Origin of the sequence: Streptomyces sp. NPDC006435 (genome assembly GCF_040612315.1) — a bacterium.
GTDB lineage: Bacteria > Actinomycetota > Actinomycetes > Streptomycetales > Streptomycetaceae > Streptomyces.
The window spans coordinates 245,934-264,837 of the sequence record NZ_JBEXPY010000001.1 but is presented as its reverse complement, the minus strand read 5'-3'; the positions used below and the strand labels follow the sequence as shown (position 1 = coordinate 264,837).

The window sequence follows — 18,904 nt, the reverse complement described above, 5'->3', positions numbered from 1 at the left end:
CGCGTCATTCGTCACCTGTCGCTCGTCACCCGGCACCCGCCGCCCGCCGCGGCCGTCATCACCGGTCGCGGCGGGCCATCGGGCACGGCAGGGCGCTTCCACCCCGCTGGCATATGCATCTGGCATGTTCCCCGGCCAGGGGCGCGCACCCTCAGATGTGCGCCCCTCCGCACGCCCGTGCACCCTCGTACGCGAGAATGGACGGGTGACCTCAGCTACCGACTCGCCTTCGCCTGCCGCCATCCGGCTGATCGCCACCGACCTCGACGGCACCCTGTTGCGCGACGACAAGACGGTTTCGGGCCGTACGGTCGCCGCACTCGCCGCCGCCGAGGAGGCCGGTATCGAGGTCTTCTTCGTCACCGGCCGCCCGGCCCGCTGGATGGACGTCGTCAGCGACCACGTCCACGGCCACGGCCTGGCGATCTGTGCGAACGGCGCGGCGGTCGCCGATCTGCACGACGGCGGCAGGCTGCTCAAGGTCCGTCCGCTGGAGCGGCCCATCGCGCTCGGCATCGTGCACGCGCTGCGCGCCGCCGTCCCCGGCACCTCGTTCGCCGTCGAACTGTCCACCGGCATCCACTACGAACCGGCCTACCCGCCCTTCCACCTGGACCCGGGCGCCACGGTCGCCGTCGCCGAGAAGCTGCTCCACGAGGAGACGCCCGGCGCGGGCGCGCCCGTGCTGAAGCTCCTCGCCCACCACGCCGAACTGGCCCCGGACGAGTTCCTCGCCCTGGCCCGCGCGGCGGCCGGGGACCGGGCCTCCTTCACCAGGTCCAGCCCCACGGCCCTGCTGGAGATCAGCGGCCCCGGGGTCTCCAAGGCCAGCACGCTGGAGCTGTGCTGCGCCGAGCGGGGCATATCGCCTGCCGAGGTCGTCGCCTTCGGCGACATGCCCAACGACGTGGAGATGCTCAGCTGGGCGGGCACGTCCTACGCGATGGGCAACGCCCACCCGGCCGCGATCGCCGCCGCCTCCGGGCAGACCGCCACCAACGGCGAGGACGGCGTCGCCGTCGTCATCGAGCGGATCATCGCCGAACACCGCGCGGCCGACGCCGCGCACTGACACCCGCCGCGTCCCGCAACCGCCCGCCGAGTCCCGGCGCGTCCCGCTGCCGGGCACCACGTCCTGTCACGTCCTGTCGCCGGGTTCCGGGTGGTCCGGACCGCCCGGCGGTTCAGAGGGGCACCTCCCACACCACGGTCGTGCCGTCCCCGTCCGGGCCGATGCCGGGACCGAACCAGCTCGCGCCGCCGAGCGACTCCGCCCGACGTGCCAGGTTCCGCAGCCCGCTGCGTCGGCCGCCCTCCGGGATGCCCACCCCGTCGTCGGCGACCGACAGCCGCACCGCGTCCGTTCCGTCGGGCAGTGTGGCGGTCGCGTCGACGACCACGTCGATCAGTGACGCCTCCGCGTGCCGGAAGGCGTTGGACAGCGCCTCGCGCAGCGCCGCGATCAGGTTCTTGCCGGTCGACTCGCCGACCAGCGAGTCGACCGGCCCGAGGAAGCGGTGCGAGGGCTTGAAGCCCAGGGGCACCGCCGCCATGTTGATCTCGCGCAGGACGCGGGTGCGCAGGCCCGACGGCGCCTCGGCGGGTTCCTGCTGGAGGGCGAAGATCGCGGTGCGGATCTCCTGGATGGTCACGTCCAGTTCGTCGACCGCCCGGCCGACACCGGTCTGCACGTCCGTCTCGGCCGATCTGCGCTGGGCGCTCTCCAGCATCATCCCGGTGGCGAACAACCGCTGGATGACCAGGTCGTGCAGGTCGCGGGCGATCCGGTCCCGGTCCTCGTAGACCGCGAGCCGTTCCCGGTCCCGCTGCGCCTCGGCCATCATCAGCGCGAGCGCGGCCTGCGAGGCGAACTGGACGGCGAGGGTCCGTTCCGCCTCCGTGAACGGCCGGCCGCCGCGGGCACGGGGGGTGGCGAGCGCGCCCAGCACCCGCCCACCGCTGTGCAGGGGCAGCAGCATGCTCGGGCCGAAACGATTTGCCAGCTCGGTGACCATGCGGAAGTCGGTGGCGCAGTCGTCCACGAAGACCGCCTCGCCGCTCAGCAGTTTCGCCACCACCGGGCTCTCGGGCCCGATGATCGTCCCGAGCGAGGTGGCCGGGTCGTCCGCGGAAACGGCGACGATCTCCAGGCCGCCCTCCCCGGTCGGCAGCAGCACGATGCCGGCGGCCGAGCCGGCGAGGCGGCGGGCCTGTTCGGCGACGACGGAGAGCGCGTCGTCGGCGTCCCCGCCGGAGAGCAGCGCGGTGGTCACGGCGACCGATCCGTCGATCCAGCGCTCGCGCTGGCGCGCCGCCTCGTACAGCCGGGCGTTGCCGATGGCGATCCCCGCCTCCGTGGCCAGGACCCGCACCATGTGCAGGTCGTAGTCGTTGAACTCGGCGCCGTCGTCCTTCTCGGCCAGGTAGAGATTGCCGAAGATCTCGTCCTGCACCCGGATGGGGACGCCGAGGAAGGTCCGCATCGGGGGGTGGCCCGGCGGGAATCCGGCGAACCTGGGGTCGGCCGTCAGGTCGGCGAGCCGCAGCGGTACCGGGTCGTGGATCAGGGCGCCGAGCAGTCCCCGATGGCCGTCGGGGCGGTGGCCGATCTCGTCCGCCACCTCGTCCGGCACCCCGTACGTGACGAAGTCGGAGAGTCCCGCGCCCTCCTCGTCGACGACGCCGATGGCCGCGTAACGGCAGTGGGCCAGTTCGGCGGCCGTCTCGCAGATCCGGTCGAGGGTGGAGTGCAGTTCCAGGCCCGCCCCGACGGAGCGCATGGCCTCCAGCAGGTGCGGGATGCGGGTGGTGATCTCGGCGGACAGACCCTGCAGGCCGTGGGGCTCCCGTGCAGCGGCTTCGAGTGAGTCCTTCGGGACCTGCTCAGACATACCCAGAGCGTAATTAGTGACGTTTGGCGAGGAAAGTCGGCTTCACTGTTCCCGGCCCCGCCCCGGCGCGTCTCCCCTGCCCATGCACGCGTCCGTCCATGCGCCCGTCCCCCCACGTCCGCGTGCCGCTCCCGTACGTGCGTCCCCCACGTCCCCACGCCCGTACGCCGCTCACACCCGTACGTCCACCGCCCCGTCGGACACCCGCGCCAGCCCGGCGTCCCCGGTGTCCCCGGCGCCCACCGGTTCCGCGTCCTCTCCCGGATGGCGTACGGCCGCCATGGCCTCCTGCTCGCGTTCGCGTGCCAGCATCCGGCGCAGCGGGCCCTCGACGGCGGCGAGGTCGGCGTACGGGCCGCGCTGCACGATCCGCCCCGCGTCCAGCACCAGCACCTCGTCGACGGCTTCGAGCCCTTGCAGACGGTGGGTGATCAGGACCGTCGTGCGCCCGTGGGTGGCGGCCAGCAGGTCGGCGGTCAGGGCGTCCGCGGTCGCCAGGTCAAGATGCTCGGCCGGTTCGTCCAGGACGAGCACCGGGAAGTCGGCGAGGAGCGCCCGGCCCAGGGCGAGGCGCTGGCGCTGTCCGCCGGAGAGGCGTGCGCCGTGCTCGCCGACCGGGGTGTCCAGCCCGTCGGGCAGCGACTCGACCCAGTCGAGCAGCCTGGCCCGGCCGAGGGCGTCGCGCAGTTCGTCGTCCGTCGCGTCGGTGCGGGCGAGCCGCAGGTTCTCCCGGATGGAGCTGTCGAAGACATGGGCGTCCTGGGCGCACAGCCCGACGAACCGCCGCACCGCGTCCCCCTCCAGCTCACGGGCCTCGACACCGCCGATCCGGTACGTCCCCGTCCGCGCGTCCAGGAAGCGGAGCAGGACCTGGGCGAGGGTCGTCTTCCCCGAGCCGGAGGGTCCGACGACGGCGATGCGCCGGCCGGCCGTCAGCGTCAGGTCCACGGCGTCGAGGGCGTCCCGGTCCGTTCCCGCGTACCGGGCGGACAGCCCCCGCACCTCCAGCGGGAAGGGCGTGGCGGGGGCCTCGGCCGGGTCGTCGGGTTCGTGCACGGGCAGCGGGGCGTCCAGCACCTCGAACACCCGCTCCGCGCTCCGCTTGACCCGGTGGCGGTACTGCGCTGCGAGCGGCAGACCGGTCACCGCCTCGAAGGCGGCCAGCGGCGTGAGCACCACCACGGCGAGCTCCACGCCCGCGAGCCGGCCGTCCCGTACGGCCGGGAGGGCGACGAGCGCGGTCGCGATGACGGTGAGGCCGCCGATCAGCGTGGTGAGGCCGCCGCCGAGGGCGGTGGCGGCCGCCGCGCGGGCGGTGATGCGGGTCAGGACGCCGTCGGCCTCCCGGGTCCGTGCCGAGCGGGCGGGCAGGGCGCCCGCGACGGTCAGCTCGGCGGTCCCACCGAGCAGGTCGGTGATCCGGGTGGCCAGCTCGGCACGCGCGGGGGCCAGCCGGCGTTCCGTGCGGCGGGAGCAGGCCCCGGCGACCAGCGGCACTCCCACACCGGCCAGCAGGAGTCCGGCGGCCAGCACGGCGCCCGCGGCCGGGAGCAGCCAGCCGACGAAACCGGCGGTGGCCGCGCCGACGACCGCGGCGGTCGCGACGGGCAGCATCCAGCGCAGCCAGTAGTCCTGCAGGGCGTCGACATCGGCGACGAGCCGGGAGAGCAGGTCCCCGCGCCGGGTCCGGCGCAGACCGGCGGGCGCGATGCGCTCCAGTCCCCGGTAGACCGAGACGCGCAGCTCGGCGAGCATCTTGAGCACCGCGTCGTGCGAGACCAGGCGCTCGGCGTAGCGGAAGACGGCCCGTCCGAGGCCGAAGGCGCGGGTCGCGGTCACCGCGACCATCAGATAGAGCACCGGGGGCTGCTCGGAGGCGCGGGCGATCAGCCAGCCGGACACCGCCATGAGCCCGACCGCCGAGCCCAGGGCGAGGCTTCCCAGCAGCAGTGCGAGGGCCAGCCGGCCGCGCTGCGCCCCCGCGGCCTCCCTGACCCGGGCCAGGACGTCCCCGGAGCGGGGCGCGGTCTCCCTGATCACCCCGGCGCCCTCCGTCGCCACCGGCACGGGCTCCTCGGCCCCCTCCGGCAACGCCGTCGTCGGCACCGGCGCCCCGGTCCCGCCGGGCCGTTCCGGTCGTCGCGGTGTCCCCGGGGCCAGCGCCACCACCCGGTCGGCCACCGACAGCAGCGCCGGGCGGTGCACCACCAGCAGGACGGTCCGGCCCGCCGCCAGCCTCCGTACCGCTTCGACGATGCCCGTCTCCGTTTCGCCGTCCAGGCTCGCGGTCGGCTCGTCGAGCAGCAGCAACGGCCGGTCGGCGAGGAAGGCCCGCGCCAGGGCGAGCCGCTGCCGCTGTCCGGCGGAGAGCCCCGCCCCGTCCTCGCCGAGAAGCGTCCGGGCGCCGTCGGGCAGCTCCGCCACGAAGTCGTGGGCCCCCGCGTCGCGCAGGGCGGCCGCCACCGCGGCGTCGTCCGCGTCGGGACGGGCCAGCCGTACGTTCTCCGCGATCGTGCCCGCGAAGAGGTACGGGCGCTGCGGCACCCAGGCGATCCGCTCCCGCCACCGCTCGGGCGCGAGGTCCGCCAGCTCGACGCCGCCGACCCGCACCCGCCCCTCGTCGGGCGCCGTGAACCCCAGCACCACGTCGAGCAGGGTGGACTTCCCGGAGCCGCTGGGGCCGACCAGGGCGACGGTCTCCCCCTCCTCCACCACCAGCGAGGCCCGGTCCAGGGACGGCGCGGTACGGCCCTCGTGCCGTACGGTCACCCCCTCCAGCTCCAGCCGCAGCGACCGGGGGACCGGTGCCGTGCCGCCGGTCCGGGGCTCGGTCTCCAGGACCGCGAAGATCTCCTCGGCGGCCGAGAGCCCCTCGGCCGCCGCGTGGTACTGCGCGCCGACCTGGCGGATCGGCAGATACGCCTCGGGAGCCAGGATCAGCACGACCAGGCCGGTGTAGAGGTCGAGTTCGCCGTGCACCAGCCGCATGCCGATGGTGACGGCGACGAGGGCCACCGACAGCGTCGCCAGCAGTTCCAGCGCGAAGGACGACAGGAACGCGATGCGCAGGGTCCGCAGGGTGGCCCCGCGGTACTGCGCGGTGATCGTGCGGATGGACTCGGCCTGCGCCTTGGCCCGGCCGAAGACCTTCAGCGTCGGCAGTCCGGCGACCACGTCGAGGAAGTGTCCGGAGAGCCGGGACAGCAGCCGCCACTGACGGTCCATCCGCGACTGGGTGGCCCAGCCGATCAGGATCATGAAGAGCGGGATGAGCGGCAGGGTGACCACGATGATCGCCGCCGAGACCCAGTCCTCGGTGACGATCCTGGCGAGGACCGCCACCGGCACGATCACCGCGAGTCCGAGCTGCGGCAGATAGCGCGCGAAGTAGTCGTCGAGCGCGTCGACGCCCCGGGTGGCGAGCGTCACCAGGGAGCCGGTGCGCTGATCGCCGAGCCATCCCGGCCCGAGCTCCGCGGCACGGTCCAGCAGCCGGCCCCGGAGTTCGGACTTGACCGCCGCGCCGGTCCGGTACGCGGCCAGCTCGGTCAGCCAGGAGACCAGCGCCCGCCCCAGCGCGACTGCGGCGAGCAGGATCAGCGGGGTCCGCAGCCCGGAGACGGTCAGCCCGTCCTCGAATCCGCCCACCACCACCTCGGCGATGAGCATGGCCTGGACGATGACCAGCCCCGCCCCGACGGCGCCGAGCGCCACCACGGCGGCCAGGAAGAGGCGGGTGGCACGGGCGTGACGGAGCAGACGCGGATCGATCGGTTTCACGTGAAACAGCCCCTGGCGAGCTAGGTGTGTTGCCCTGTGGGTTCGGTGGACGGAGTCCGTCCGGCGGGTCGGGCCCGGTGTCGCGCCCCGGTCCCGGCCCGTCGGCCGGCTCCGCGTGCGGTCAGTGCGCTTCGGCGATGTGCTGCGTACCGATGCGCTTGCGGAACACCCAGTACGTCCAGCCCTGGTACAGCAGGACGACGGGGGTGGCAATCCCGGCGCACCAGGTCATGATCTTCAGCGTGTACGGGGTGGACGAGGCGTTGGTGACCGTGAGGCTCCAGGCGTCGTTCAGCGAGGACGGCATGACGTTCGGGAAGAGCGACAGGAAGAGCATCGCCACCGCGGCCGCGATGGTCACTCCGGAGAGCGCGAACGACCAGCCCTCGCGTCCCGCCGCGACCATGACGATCGCGGCGACCAGCGCCACCGCGGCGATGACCGTCGCCAGCAGGCTCCAGCCGTTGCCCCGGTCGAGCTGGGTCCAGATCAGGAAGCCGAGCGCGAGCACCGCGGTGACGACGCCCAGCTTCAGCGCCAGCTTGCCCGCCCGCTCCCGGATGTCCCCGACGGTCTTGAGCCCCGCGAACACGGCACCGTGGAAGGTGAAGAGGAAGAGCGTGACCAGTCCGCCGAGGATGGCGTACGGGTTGAGCAGGTCCCAGAAGTTGCCCACGTACTCCATGTCGGCGTCGATCTTCACGCCGCGCACGATGTTCCCGAAGGCCACGCCCCAGAGCAGGGCGGGGATCAGCGAGGTCCAGAAGATCGCGTGCTCCCAGTTGGTCTGCCACTTCTCGCCGGACCGCTTGGCCCGGTACTCGAAGGCGACCCCGCGCACGATCAGACAGCCCAGGATGATCAGCAGCGGCAGGTAGAAACCGGAGAACAGGGTGGCGTACCACTCGGGGAAGGCGGCGAAGGTCGCGCCGCCCGCGGAGAGCAGCCACACCTCGTTGCCGTCCCAGACCGGCCCGATCGTGTTGATCAGGACCCGGCGCTCCTTGCGGTCGCGGGCCAGCAGCTTGGTGAGGACACCGATCCCGAAGTCGAATCCCTCCAGGAAGAAGTAGCCGGTCCAGAGGACGGCGATGAGCACGAACCAGACGTCGTGGAGTTCCATCTCTCAGCTCCGCTGTTCTCAGTAGGAGAAGGCCATCGGCCGGTCGGCGTCCTCGTGGTCGCCGCCGATCCTGGTGGGCGGGTTGAGGTCGGCCTCCGTGAGCTCCGGCGGGCCCGCCTTGATGTACTTCACGAGCAGCTTGACCTCGATCACCGCGAGCACGGCGTAGAGCAGCGTGAATCCGATCAGCGAGGTGATCACCTCGCCCTGCGAGACGCCGGGGGAGACCGCGTCGCGGGTCTGGAGCACTCCGTAGACGACCCAGGGCTGACGCCCCATCTCGGTGAAGATCCAGCCCCAGGAGTTGGCGATCAGCGGGAAGAGCAGGGTCCAGAGCGCGAGGATCCAGTAGCACCTGGCGAGCTTCGGGCTGAGTGCCTTGTTCTTGAAGAGGACCAGATTCGGCACCTCGTCCTCACCGGTCCGCAGTGCCGGCGGCAGCATGAACTTCTTCCGGGTCAGCCACAGTCCGAGGATGCCGAGGCCGAAGGAGGCCATCCCGAAGCCGATCATCCAGCGGAAGCTCCAGAACGCGACCGGGATGTTGGGCCGGTAGTCGCCGGGGCCGTACTTCTCCTGCTCGGCCTTGTTGATGTCGTTGATGCCGGGGACGTACGAGGTGAAGGTGTCGTCCGCGAGGAAGGACAGTATCCCCGGGATGGAGATCTCCACGGTGTTGTGGCCCTTGGCCACGTCACCGACCGCGAAGATCGAGAACGGCGCGCCCTTCTGGCCCTCCCAGAGCGCCTCGGCGGCGGCCATCTTCATCGGCTGCTGCTTGAACATGACCTTGCCCAGCCGGTCGCCGCTGACGGCGGTGAGCAGTCCGGCGATCACGACCGTGATCAGCCCGAGCCGCAGCGAGGTCCGCATCACCGGGATGTGCCGCTTGCGCGCCAGGTGGAAGGCGGCGATGCCGACCATGAACGCGCCGCCGACCAGGAAGGCCGCGGTGATGGTGTGGAAGAACTGGGTGAGCGCGGTGTTCTGGGTGAGCACGTGCCAGAAGTCGGTGAGCTCGGCCCGGCCGCGTTCCTCGTTGATCCGGTAGCCGACCGGGTGCTGCATCCAGGAGTTGGCGGCCAGGATGAAGTACGCGGACAGGATGGTCCCGATGGAGACCATCCAGATGCAGGCGAGGTGGATCTTCTTCGGCAGCTTGTCCCAGCCGAAGATCCACAGCCCGATGAAGGTGGACTCGAAGAAGAACGCGATCAGCGCCTCGAACGCGAGCGGGGCGCCGAAGATGTCACCGACGAACCGCGAGTAGTCGGACCAGTTCATGCCGAACTGGAACTCCTGGACGATGCCGGTGACGACGCCCATGGCGATGTTGATCAGGAAGAGCTTGCCCCAGAACTTCGTCGCCCTGAGGTACTTCTGGTTGTTCGTCCGCACCCAGGCGGTCTGCAGGCCGGCGGTGAGCGCGGCGAGAGAGATCGTCAGCGGGACGAACAGGAAGTGGTAGACGGTGGTGATACCGAACTGCCATCGCGCCATGGTTTCCGGCGCCAGAGCCAGCTCCACGTCGTCTTCTCCTTACTTCGCCGTATCCATTCCGGCAGTTTGCCCCTTTGGCCCGACTGATCCCGGGAGCAAACCCGGTCGATCCGGGGAACAAAAAGGACGCGCTTGTGAACGCGTTCACATTCACAAGCATTATGGCGCACAGACTTTCGGGACGTTCGGGCGGGGTACCCCTCTTCGGGCGTTCCGGCAGCGTTCCGATCATTCCTCCCGAAGCAGACAACCGGAGGTAACCCTTCCGGGCCGCTGCCCGGTCCCCGCCGGAGCTCCACGCACCAGGGCCCCGCACCTCACGGACGAGGTGCGGGGCCCTGGGCCTGCCGTAGTGCGCGGGCGGACCGCGCCGCGCTACAGCTCCTTGCGGTACGCCTCCGTCACCTTGAGGAACAGGTCGTTCGCCTCGTCCTCACCGATCGAGACCCGCACCCCCTCGCCCGCGAACGGCCGGACCATCACGCCGGCCCGCTCGCACACCGCGGCAAAGTCGGCCGTGCGGTCCCCGAGCCGCAGCCAGACGAAGTTCGCCTGGGACTCCGGCACGGTCCACCCCTGCTCGGCCAGCGTCCGCTGCACCCGGTCGCGCTCGCCGACCAGGGAGCCGACCCGCCCCAGCAGCTCGTCCTCGGCGCGCAGCGAGGCGACCGCCGCGTCCTGCGCGAGCTGGCTGACCCCGAAGGGCACCGCCGTCTTGCGCAGCGCGGCCGCCACCGGCTCGTGGGCCACGGCGAAGCCGACCCGCAGCCCCGCCAGGCCGTACGCCTTGGAGAAGGTCCGCAGCACCGCCACGTTGGGCCGGTCCCGGTAGATCTCGATGCCGTCCGGCACCTCGGTGTCGCGGATGAACTCCCGGTACGCCTCGTCGAGCACCACCAGGACGTCGCCCGGCACCCGGTCCAGGAACCGCTCCAGCTCGGCCCGGCGCACCACGGTGCCGGTCGGGTTGTTCGGGTTGCAGACGAAGATCATCCGGGTGCGGTCCGTGATCGCGTCCGCCATCGCGTCGAGGTCGTGCACCTCGCCGTCGGTCAGCGGGACCTTCACCGAGGTCGCGCCGCTGACCTGCGTGATGATCGGGTACGCCTCGAAGGAGCGCCAGGCGTAGATGACCTCGTCACCGGGGCCCGACGTGGCCTGGAGCAGCTGCTGCGCCACACCGACCGAGCCGGTTCCGGTGGCGAGATGCGAAAGGGGCACACCGAAACGGTCGGACAGCTCGTTCATCAGACCGGTGCAGGCCATGTCCGGGTAGCGGTTGAAGTTCGAGGCCGCCGCCAGGGCGGACTCCAGCACCCCGGGCAGCGGCGGATACGGATTCTCATTGGAGGACAGCTTGAACGCGACCGGGCCGTCGGCAGCAGCCGGCCTGCCCGGAACATAGGCGGGGACGCCGTCCAGCTCGGCGCGCAGCTTGGGGCTCGTCTCGCTCACCGCAGGTCCTCCTCGACCGTCTGTACACATCAATACTGCTCACCTTATGAGGATTGGGCGCCGCTGCGAATGGGTCGATCGCCCAATCGTCCGGTGCGACCGGGAATGGGGGGAGCGCCACCCGTCACCGCGCACGCCGGTGGCTCACGCCGTGGCGCGCGTCCCCCGAAGAGGTGAGATGAGACCTCTTCGAGACATCGGCCATTCGGCAGGCCCATCGGTCCAGGTACCTGATACACCATGGACAGACCTGCCAACTTCCTTGATTTACAAGGCAATTGACCGTTAATGATCATGCAAAAACGTGCCTGTCAACGGGTGAATATGCGACCGGGCCAACCGCCCGTCCGAGCCCTACTATCGGCTCGCCATGACAGCAGCAGGGAAGCACCAGGTGAGCCGGACGGACACACCCCGGCGCGGCGGCGGCCGACAGGGACGAGCGGGAATCCGGGACGTGGCCGCCGCCGCCGGAGTCTCCATCACGACCGTCTCCGACGCGCTCAACGGCAAGGGCAGGCTCCCGGACGCCACCCGCCGCCATGTCCGCGAGGTCGCAGAGCGCCTGGGCTACCGCCCTTCCGCAGCGGCCCGCACCCTCCGTACCGGCAAGTCGGGCCTGATCGGCCTGACCGTGACGACCTACGGGGACGAACCCTTCACCTTCACCGAGTTCGCGTACTTCGCGGAGATGGCCAGAGCCGCCACCTCCGCCGCGCTCGCCCGCGGGTACGCCCTCGTCATCCTGCCCGCCACCTCGCGCCACGACGTCTGGTCGAACGTCGCCCTCGACGGCACCGTCGTGATCGACCCCTCCGACCAGGACCCGGTCGTCACCGAGCTGGTGCGCCAGGGGCTGCCCGTCGTCTCGGACGGACGCCCGGCCGGCACGCTCCCGGTCACCGCCTGGGTCGACAACGACCACGGCGCCGCCGTGCTCGACCTGCTCGACCACCTGGCCGCCGCCGGGGCCCGCCGCATCGGCCTGCTCACCGGCACCACCACCGACACCTACACCCGGCTCTCCACCACCGCGTACCTCCACTGGTGCGAGCGCGTGGGCCAGGACCCGGTGTACGAGTCCTACCCCGCCCACGACCCGTGTGCGGGCGCGGTGGCCGCCGACCGCCTGCTCGCCCGCCCCGACCGCCCCGACGCCGTCTACGGCCTCTTCGACCCCAACGGCACCGACCTGCTGGCGGCGGCCCGCCGCTACGGCCTGCGGGTCCCCGAGGACCTGCTGCTGGTCTGCTGCAGCGAGTCGACCGTGTACGCGACGACCGAGCCCCCCATCACCACGCTCTCGCTCAAGCCGCGCAGGATCGGCACGGCGGTCGTCCAGCTCCTGATCGACGCCATCGAGGGCGTCGATCACGACGGACCCGTGGAGCAGGTCATACCGACGGAACTCATCGTGCGGACGTCCTCGCAGCGCCGTCCGCCGCGCACCACGGTCAGCGCACCCCGCTCCCCGGCCAGGGATTGATCGGGTGATTTCGGACCAATCGACTGGTGAACCCGATGTGCGTCCGGATTCACCACCCCTGGTGCGTCACACAGCACGATCCGCATTCCTATGATGGGCGCACGACACCGCGGACCGCCCCGACCAGCAGGGCCCGTCAGGTGTACGGCGGCGCGACGGTGGTGGAGGGGTCGATGACACAGGGGGCCGGTCAGGAACCCGTGGTGCGGACTGCGACGTTGCGCGACTTCCGCGTACCGCCCTACGCCCAGAACCCGGTGCCGCCGTCGGCACCGCACCCGGGCAGCGCCGCGCCCGGCGACGAGCCGCCGGAGGGGTACACGCCCACCGCGCGCGACCTGCCCGTGATCAACCGCGGTGACACCCTCCAGGTGCCGACCGTCCCCGACCCGCGTCCCGCCCCGGAGCAGGGACGCGGGCCGCTGTACGTCGTCGGCGACGTCCACGGCTATCTCGACGAGCTCCGCACCGCCCTCGCCGAGCAGGGCCTCATCGACGCCGACGGCAAGTGGGCCGCGGGCAACGCCCGGCTCTGGTTCCTCGGCGACTTCACCGACCGGGGCCCCGACGGCATCGGCGTCATCGACCTCGTGATGCGGCTGTCCGCCGAGGCCGCCGCCGCCGGCGGCTACTGCAAGGCCCTGATGGGCAACCACGAACTGCTGCTCCTCGGCGCCAAGCGGTTCAACGACACCCCGGTCAACTCCGGCGCGGGCACCGCCACCTTCCAGGCCGCCTGGCTGCTCAACGGCGGTCAGAAGAACGACATGGAGCGGCTCCAGGACGTCCACCTCCAGTGGATGTCCCGGCTCGACGCGATCGTCGAGGAGGACGGGCATCTGCTGATGCACTCCGACACGACGGCGTACCTCGAATACGGCACCACCATCGAGGACGTCAACGACAACGTGCACGCCATTCTCACGCGCAACGACGCCGACGAGTGCTGGGACCTCTTCCGGAAGCTCACCAAGCGGTTCGCCTTCCGCGACGAAGCGGGCCCGCAGGCCGTCCGGGAACTGATGGCGACCTACGGCGGACAGCGCATCGTCCATGGCCACAGCCCCATTCCGTACCTCCTCGGAGAGGTCGGTTCGGAGGACGGCGAGGACGGTTCCGGCCCCGTGGTCGAGGGCCCGCACGTGTACGCGGACGGGCTCGCCATCGCCATGGACGGCGGTGTGACCATGGCCGGAAAGCTACTGGTCGTCCAGCTGCCTCTGCATGACTGACGCTCTTTCGGGAAGACGCATCCACGACCTGACCGCGCCGACTGCTGGGCCTATTTCCGGAAACCCCCTGTCTCCCCGTGCCGTGGGCGCTCTACCATCGGCGTATCAGTAGCAGGCTCTCCTCCGTTTCCGCCCGAAAGCCCGGTATGAACGCGGGTGTTCGGGCCCTACGGAGCATCGGGGGATGCACATGAACAGCGCTCCGCACCTGCTGGCCGAGGACCGCCCCGAGTACGAGCGGATCCTCGATGACGCACTGCGTCATGCCCATGAACGACCAGATCTGGCCGCGGTCGGCGAACGGCTCAACGCCGTGCAGCTGCGCACCATGGCGCTGGACGCCACGGCGCTGATCACCGCGACGGCCGCCACCGAGTACCAGCACTACGTGCAGGCCCGCGAGGAACTCCGCAGACCGGCCGAGGGCGAGGACGAGGAATCGGATCCGCCCCCCGACACGAACCGGCAGCGCCGGTCGGGCGCGGGCATAGGAGCCGTCGTCACGGTCCTGGCGCCGGTGCTCGCGGGCACCGCAGCGTTCATATTCCTGCTGGTCGGCTATCTGCTGCGGCTGCTCGACGACCCGCCGGCCTTCGCCTCGACCATGGTCTCCGCGGGCTGGTTCTTCGCCGCGGTCATGGCGGCCGCGATCCTGGTCGCCGTCGTCGGGCTGCTCATCACCGCGCTGCGCAACGGCGCGGAGCCGCGTCCCGTCGAGGAGGCGGAGGAGGAGCTTCCGGAGGAGGTGGCGCGGGCCCGGGAGGCATGGCGCCATGCCCTGCTGGAGCGCGGCATACTGCCGTTCCTGCGGGACGCGCTCGACGACCCCGGCGCCGGACGTGCCGCGCGCACCCCGGTCCGCTCGGCGAACCGCATCCCGAAGGTCGGCTACAGCCGGCCGGACTTCACCAGCCCGGACGGCGGCCCGACGGCGGGCCCGCGGCCGACGTTCACCAGTCCGGACTTCACCAGCCCCGACTTCGGCGGCCCCGAGCACGAACCGGACTGACCAGCTCCGCCACCGGCCCGGCGCGGCCCGTCACGGTCCCCTCCGCCACCGGCCCGGCACGGCCCGCCGTGGTCTCCTCCCGCGCACCGCCGGACTCGCACCGGAGGTCCTGGGAGGTCGTCATCGACGGGTGCGTTCCCCGGGCGGCTGTTCGTCCCGGGAACCGGTCCGGTTCAGCCGCAGCAGTCTCTCCCCGGTCGCGTACAGCTCGACCAGCAACGGCCGCATCGCCCTGCCCGCCTCCGTCAGGTCGTACCGCGTCCGCACGGGAAAGCCGCGCCGCCGCTCCACGGTCACGAGCCCTCTCTCCCGGAGGGACCGAAGCCGCTCACTGAGCACCTTGGGCGACAACTCGGGGAACAGTGCGCGCAGTTCCATGAAGCTGCGGGGGCCTCCCATCAACTCGCGCAGCAACAGGGTGGTCCACCGGCCCGAAACCGCCGCGAGCGCCACCTCCACCGGGCATCCGGCCTCGGGCCGACGGGTGCGGCCCGACTGCCCGGGTACCAACTCCGCGTCCCAGACGTGGGTTTCCGTTTGGTGACCCATGCCGTCGGACTGTTCGCTTGCCACATGACACATCCTCCCAGCCCGACCCTGGCCCGCAGGGCCGCCGACCACCCGTTCGTCTTCGCCCGGGCCTTCAACACCTTCGATCCGGCGGTCCTGGACCGGCTCTACGAGCCCGACGCCGGCTTCGTGCCGACGCCCGGCCGCCTGGTCACCGGAGCGGAGCGGTTCCGGGCCAACGACGAATTCCTCCGCCTGCGCGTCCCGATCGAGGTGTCGCCCCGCCACACGTACGTCGTCGGTGACCTGGCCCTGCTGATCGTCGACTTCGTCATCGCCGGAACCGCCGCGCACGGCGGCGAGGTACGCATCGAGGGCACCGCGACGGACGTCGCCCGTCGCGGACCCGACGGATACTGGCGCTACGTGATCGACAACCCGTTCGGGGTGGCGCACCCTCCCGAACCGGCATCGACCGCCCCCGGCCCCCGCTGAGCGCCCACGACCGGATGGCCGCGGGCACCCGGCGCGAGCTCCGGGGCGGGGGCTCAGTCCGCGATCGGCAGATAGACCCGGTTGCCCGCGGCCGCGAACTCCTTGGACTTCTCCGCCATGCCCGCCTCGATCTCCTCCTGCGAACCGCCGTGCTCGCGCCGGATGTCCTGCGAGATCTTCATCGAGCAGAACTTCGGTCCGCACATCGAGCAGAAGTGCGCCGTCTTCGCCGGCTCCGCGGGCAGCGTCTCGTCGTGGTACTGCCGCGCGGTGTCCGGGTCGAGGGCCAGGTTGAACTGGTCCTCCCAGCGGAACTCGAACCGGGCGTCGGAGAGCGCGTCGTCCCACTCCTGCGCCCCCGGGTGCCCCTTGGCGAGGTCCGCCGCGTGGGCCGCGATCTTGTAGGTGATGACGCCGGTCTTCACATCGTCCCGGTCGGGCAGGCCCAGGTGTTCCTTCGGCGTGACGTAGCAGAGCATCGCCGTGCCCCACCAGGCGATCATCGCCGCGCCGATGCCGGAGGTGATGTGGTCGTACGCCGGCGCGACATCGGTGGTCAGCGGGCCGAGCGTGTAGAACGGCGCCTCCTCGCAGATCTCCTGCTGGAGGTCGATGTTCTCCTTGATCTTGTGCATCGGGACGTGTCCCGGACCCTCGATCATGGTCTGGACACCGAACCCCTTGGCCACCGTGTTGAGTTCGCCGAGCGTCCGCAGTTCGGCGAACTGCGCCTCGTCGTTGGCGTCGGCGATCGAACCGGGCCGCAGCCCGTCACCCAGCGAGTACGTCACGTCGTAGGCCGCGAGGATCTCGCAGAGCTCCTCGAAGTGCTCGTACAGGAACGACTCCTTGTGGTGCGCCAGGCACCACGCCGCCATGATCGAGCCGCCGCGCGAGACGATGCCGGTCTTGCGACGGGCGGTCAGCGGCACGTACGGCAGGCGCACGCCGGCGTGCACCGTCATGTAGTCGACGCCCTGCTCGGCCTGCTCGATGACGGTGTCCTTGTAGATCTCCCAGCTCAGTTCCTCTGCCCGGCCGTCCACCTTTTCGAGCGCCTGGTAGAGCGGGACGGTACCGATCGGAACGGGTGAATTACGCAGAACCCACTCACGGGTGGTGTGAATGTTGCGGCCGGTGGACAGATCCATCACGGTATCGGCGCCCCAGCGCGTCGCCCACGTCATCTTTTCCACCTCCTCCTCGATGGAGGACGTCACCGCGGAGTTGCCGATGTTGGCGTTGACCTTCACCAGGAACCGCTTCCCGATGATCATCGGTTCGATCTCGGGGTGGTTGACGTTGGCCGGCAGCACGGCCCGGCCGGCCGCGATCTCCTCGCGCACCACCTCCGGCGCGACGTTCTCCCGGATCGCCACGTACTCCATCTCCGGGGTGATCTCGCCCCGTCGGGCGTACGCGAGCTGGGTCACGGGCCGTCCGTCCCGGCTGCGGCGGGGCAGCCGGGGACGGCCCGGGAAGACCGCGTCGAGGTTGCGCAGCCCGCCGCGCGGCGAGGTGTGCCTGAGTCCGTCGTCCTCGGGACGGACGGGGCGACCCGGGTACTCCTCGGTGTCGCCGCGGGCAGTGATCCAGTTCTCCCGCAGCGGTGCGAGTCCGCGACGGACGTCGGTCTCGACAGCAGGATCGGTGTACGGCCCCGACGTGTCGTACAGCGTCACGTCCTTGCCGTTGGTGAGGTGCACCTGACGGACCGGCACCCGGAGGTCCGGGCGCGAGCCCGAGACGTATCCCTTGTGCCAGCCGATGGACTTCCCGGCCTCGTCGCTCCGACTGGAGGCAGGCGTGCGTGCGTCCGATGTGGTCATGAGACCTACTCCCTACGCCGGCATTACCCGGTAACAGGTTCGGCGGTCGGCGCAGCCGTTTCCGTACGGACGTACGGATGTCAGCGCCCTCTCAGCCCGGTGCTCCGAGCTCCCGCGTGTACAAAGGTTCCTCCACGCTAGCGTCCCGTCCGGCGGGATGAACAGTGGGCCCGTCCCTTCTTGCGATGATCTGCCGGTGACGTCCCCCCGTATCGACACCGATATCGACACCGAACTCCAGGGCCATCAGCACGGCCACTCGCACGGTCACGGTCCCGCGGCGCCCGTCTCCAGACATCTGCGCAAGGTCATCGCGGCCGTCCTGATCCCGTTCGCCACCGCCGTCGTCGTCGGCCTGGTGGCGCTCTGGCCGGGCGGCGCTCCCGCGCACGAACGGACCGGCGTGGGGTTCGACCGGCAGACCCGACAGGCGAAGGTGGTGAGAGTCGACATGGTGAACTGCAAGGACGTGAACGCGGTGCAGGTGCCCGTCGGCCAGGAGGCCGCCCCGCCGACGGACGACGACAGGGGATCGTGCCGGAAGGCCACCGTTGAGGTGACGTCCGGGCCCGACAGGGGCCGGACGTTCGTCGAGATCGTGCAGCCCGACGCCCCGCGTCAACTGCGCGAGGGCCAGGGCGTGATCGTGTCGTACGCGCCCGACGCACCCCGTGATCTGCAGTATTCGGTGACGGACGTGGCCCGGAAGTTCCCGATGACCCTGCTGGCCGGGATCTTCGCCCTGGTCGTGGTCGCGGTGGGCCGGATGCGCGGGGTGTTGGCGCTGGTGGCGCTCGCGGTCTCGTTCGCCGTGCTGACCCTGTTCATCCTCCCGGCCGTGCTCCAGGGCTCCAACCCGCTGCTCGTCGCGGTGGTGGGAGCCAGCGCGATCATGCTGATCGCGCTCTACATGTGCCACGGCCCGAGCGCCCGCACCTCGGTGGCGGTGATCGGCACGCTGGCCTCGCTGCTGCTGATCGGACTGCTCGGATCGCTCTTCATCGGCTGGGCGAGCCTGAGCGGCAACACCGACGACAACACCGGCCTCATCCACGGCCTGTACCCGCACATCGACATGAGCGGTCTGCTGCTGGCCGGTGTCATCATCGGTTCGCTCGGAGTGCTCGACGACGTGACCGTCACCCAGACGTCCGCGGTCTGGGAACTGCACCGGGCGAACCCGTCGATGGGCGTGCGCGGGCTCTACCGGGCGGGGATCAGGATCGGGCGCGACCACATCGCCTCGGTCGTCAACACGCTCGTGCTCGCCTACGCCGGCGCCGCGCTGCCATTGCTGCTGCTCTTCTCCATCGCGCAGAGCAGCGTGGGGACGGTGGCCAACAGCGAGCTGGTGGCGGAGGAGATCGTACGAACCCTGGTCGGCTCGATCGGACTGGTCGCCTCGGTGCCGGTGACGACGGTGCTCGCTGCGCTGGTCGTCTCCGCGGACCGCACAGAACTCGGCGCGGAAGCCGGGGCTTCGGCACCCGTACGGGCCGGGAAGGGCCGTCGTCGCAGGACGAGGGCCTGAACGTCTCCGCCGGGTGAGCAATTCACCCATTCGGCAGGTGCCGTGTTCGACCGGCGATCCGGT

13 protein-coding genes and 1 riboswitch are annotated in these 18,904 nt (G+C 71.1%); of the genes, 6 read left to right on the top strand and 7 right to left on the bottom strand.

The genetic code is table 11. From position 1 onward, the window contains the following. The first annotated feature begins 205 nt into the window (after positions 1 to 205). Positions 206 to 1,072 carry a Cof-type HAD-IIB family hydrolase gene (locus ABZZ04_RS01175; protein ID WP_356930096.1) on the top strand — a complete coding sequence of 289 codons (867 nt, stop codon included), beginning with the start codon at positions 206 to 208 and terminating at the stop codon, positions 1,070 to 1,072. 112 nt (positions 1,073 to 1,184) lie between these two features. Here the strand turns inward: ABZZ04_RS01175 and ABZZ04_RS01170 are convergent, their stop codons facing one another. From ABZZ04_RS01170 to hisC, 5 genes are all read right to left on the bottom strand, one after another. Continuing rightward, positions 1,185 to 2,891 carry a GAF domain-containing protein gene (locus ABZZ04_RS01170; protein ID WP_356930095.1) on the bottom strand — a complete coding sequence of 569 codons (1,707 nt, stop codon included), beginning with the start codon at positions 2,889 to 2,891 and terminating at the stop codon, positions 1,185 to 1,187. A 171-nt stretch (positions 2,892 to 3,062) separates the two neighbouring features. Beyond that, positions 3,063 to 6,671 carry a thiol reductant ABC exporter subunit CydD gene (gene cydD / locus ABZZ04_RS01165; RefSeq protein ID WP_356930094.1) on the bottom strand — a complete coding sequence of 1,203 codons (3,609 nt, stop codon included), beginning with the start codon at positions 6,669 to 6,671 and terminating at the stop codon, positions 3,063 to 3,065. A gap of 121 nt (positions 6,672 to 6,792) precedes the next feature. Beyond that, a complete protein-coding gene (gene cydB, locus ABZZ04_RS01160) occupies positions 6,793 to 7,794 on the bottom strand; it encodes a cytochrome d ubiquinol oxidase subunit II (protein ID WP_356930093.1) in 1,002 nt (333 codons plus the stop codon). Between the two features lie 18 nt (positions 7,795 to 7,812). After that, entirely contained in the window at positions 7,813 to 9,321 is a 1,509-nt protein-coding gene (locus ABZZ04_RS01155; RefSeq protein ID WP_356930092.1) for a cytochrome ubiquinol oxidase subunit I, read from the bottom strand. A gap of 348 nt (positions 9,322 to 9,669) precedes the next feature. Next, positions 9,670 to 10,749, bottom strand: coding sequence for a histidinol-phosphate transaminase (gene hisC, locus ABZZ04_RS01150; protein WP_356930091.1), 1,080 nt, complete (start codon positions 10,747 to 10,749; stop codon positions 9,670 to 9,672). A gap of 370 nt (positions 10,750 to 11,119) precedes the next feature. Between hisC and ABZZ04_RS01145 the strand changes: the two genes are divergently transcribed. From ABZZ04_RS01145 to ABZZ04_RS01135, 3 genes are all read left to right on the top strand, one after another. Next, positions 11,120 to 12,235 carry a LacI family DNA-binding transcriptional regulator gene (locus ABZZ04_RS01145; protein ID WP_148836997.1) on the top strand — a complete coding sequence of 372 codons (1,116 nt, stop codon included), beginning with the start codon at positions 11,120 to 11,122 and terminating at the stop codon, positions 12,233 to 12,235. Between the two features lie 173 nt (positions 12,236 to 12,408). Then, positions 12,409 to 13,467 carry a metallophosphoesterase gene (locus tag ABZZ04_RS01140; protein ID WP_356930089.1) on the top strand — a complete coding sequence of 353 codons (1,059 nt, stop codon included), beginning with the start codon at positions 12,409 to 12,411 and terminating at the stop codon, positions 13,465 to 13,467. Positions 13,468 to 13,651: 184 nt separating this feature from the next. After that, on the top strand, positions 13,652 to 14,476 hold the full coding sequence (locus tag ABZZ04_RS01135; RefSeq protein ID WP_356930087.1) for a hypothetical protein: 825 nt from the start codon (positions 13,652 to 13,654) through the stop codon (positions 14,474 to 14,476). 120 nt (positions 14,477 to 14,596) lie between these two features. Here ABZZ04_RS01135 and ABZZ04_RS01130 read toward each other — a convergent pair whose 3' ends face one another. Further along, positions 14,597 to 15,025 (bottom strand): helix-turn-helix domain-containing protein, encoded by a 429-nt coding sequence (locus ABZZ04_RS01130; RefSeq protein WP_356930086.1) that lies wholly within the window; start codon positions 15,023 to 15,025, stop codon positions 14,597 to 14,599. Between the two features lie 24 nt (positions 15,026 to 15,049). On the opposite strand from ABZZ04_RS01130, the gene ABZZ04_RS01125 reads away from it, so the two are divergent. Next, positions 15,050 to 15,481, top strand: coding sequence for a nuclear transport factor 2 family protein (locus ABZZ04_RS01125; RefSeq protein WP_356930085.1), 432 nt, complete (start codon positions 15,050 to 15,052; stop codon positions 15,479 to 15,481). Positions 15,482 to 15,534: 53 nt separating this feature from the next. Here the strand turns inward: ABZZ04_RS01125 and thiC are convergent, their stop codons facing one another. Further along, positions 15,535 to 17,310 carry a phosphomethylpyrimidine synthase ThiC gene (gene thiC, locus ABZZ04_RS01120; protein WP_356930084.1) on the bottom strand — a complete coding sequence of 592 codons (1,776 nt, stop codon included), beginning with the start codon at positions 17,308 to 17,310 and terminating at the stop codon, positions 15,535 to 15,537. Beyond that, positions 17,303 to 17,436: riboswitch (TPP riboswitch) on the bottom strand. (Overlaps the previous gene by 8 nt.) 70 nt (positions 17,437 to 17,506) lie before the next feature. Between thiC and ABZZ04_RS01115 the strand changes: the two genes are divergently transcribed. Next, positions 17,507 to 18,841 (top strand): YibE/F family protein, encoded by a 1,335-nt coding sequence (locus ABZZ04_RS01115; protein ID WP_356930083.1) that lies wholly within the window; start codon positions 17,507 to 17,509, stop codon positions 18,839 to 18,841. The last annotated feature ends 63 nt before the right edge of the window (positions 18,842 to 18,904 follow it).